This is a genomic window from Streptomyces sp. URMC 126 (assembly GCF_051386555.1).
Classification (GTDB): Bacteria; Actinomycetota; Actinomycetes; order Streptomycetales; family Streptomycetaceae; genus Streptomyces.
In genome coordinates this window covers 1-819 of record NZ_JBPQTX010000656.1, presented here as the reverse complement: position 1 = coordinate 819, position 819 = coordinate 1, and the positions used below count along the sequence as shown (strand labels likewise).

At 78.8% G+C, this 819-nt stretch carries 1 protein-coding gene; it reads right to left on the bottom strand.

What is annotated here, in order from left to right:
* Positions 1-676 (bottom strand): ComF family protein (locus ACSNOK_RS33340; protein WP_436784523.1); only part of this gene is annotated, 676 nt, incomplete at its 3' end.
* Positions 677-819: the final 143 nt, after the last annotated feature.

Here is an 819-nt window from a genome sequence, read left to right as displayed (position 1 = left end):
CGACCACCCGGCCGCCCGCCGCTCCCACCGCCCGCGCCGCCTCCGCCAGCGACGCGCCCGTCGTCATCAGGTCGTCGACCAGCACCACCGCCGCTTCAGGGGCCGACAGCGACCGCACGGCCGCCGCCGGCACGTCCAGCGCGCCCGAGACATTGGCGAGCCGGCCCGGCGCGTCCAGCCCCACCTGGTCGGCCACCGTCCGACGCTGCCGCAGGACGGGCACCGCCCGCACCCGCACGCCGGACAGCCGCAACCGTCCGGCCGCCGCCACCGCCAGCCGGCGCACCGGATCGTGCCCGCGCCGCGCCACGGCACGCCGCGCGGAAGGCACCGGGACGAGCAGCAGAGGCCCGCCCGGCCCCCGCGCGCCCCCGTCCGGGCCACCGGTACCGGCCCGGCGCACCGCGCCCGCCAGCGCGCCGCCCAGGGCGTCCGTCAGCGCCAGCGCTCCCCGCTCCTTGTGAGCGAGCAGCACGGCACGCACCGCGTCCGCGTACCAGGCCGCGGCGTATACGGGCGGCAGCCCGGCCGGAACCGGATCCGGCCACACCCGCCACGCCGACCGTCCGGAAAGCTCCTCCCGGCACCGCTCGCACAGGACCCGGCGCGCCGCCCCGCACCCCGCGCAGTCGGCCGGAAGCACCAGCCCGGCGATCTCCTGCCACCACCCCCACACGCGGTCCACTCTCCCGCCGGGAGACCGGCCCCGCCACCCCTGTGGACAACTCCGGACATGCACACAACACTCTGTGGACGACGTCCGGCCACCACCCCTGCCGAGCACCACCAGACCGCCGCCACCACCGCCCCACCAAGGCC